This window comes from Pseudomonas sp. SDO55104_S430, assembly GCF_054070595.1.
Genome location: NZ_JBSVXG010000517.1, coordinates 1 through 283 on the forward strand (window position 1 = coordinate 1; position 283 = coordinate 283).

Below are 283 nucleotides of genomic sequence, written 5' to 3' on the forward strand. Positions count from 1 at the left end.
CCGAAGGTCGTCGGTTCAAATCCGGCTCCCGCAACCAAACGTCTGAAAAAGGCCATTCGAAAGAATGGCCTTTTTTGTGCGCGCCTGTTTTGTCGTCAAACACCTTCCTTCAGGTTTGTGCGCAAACGAGAATCCTTTCAGATTCCGAAACTTAGGCCTCCCCTGCGACCGCTTAACGTTTATTTGACCATCATCGAGATTAACGGTTGACACCTCGGCGTATCTCTATAGAATGCCGCCTCACAGACGCGGGATGGAGCAGCCTGGTAGCTCGTCGGGCTCA

At 52.3% G+C, this 283-nt stretch carries 1 protein-coding gene; it reads left to right on the forward strand.

The window, feature by feature from the left end:
* A partial coding sequence (locus tag ACW9JE_RS30955; protein ID WP_457434939.1) for a hypothetical protein occupies positions 1-210 on the forward strand: 210 nt, incomplete at its 5' end.
* Positions 211-283: the final 73 nt, after the last annotated feature.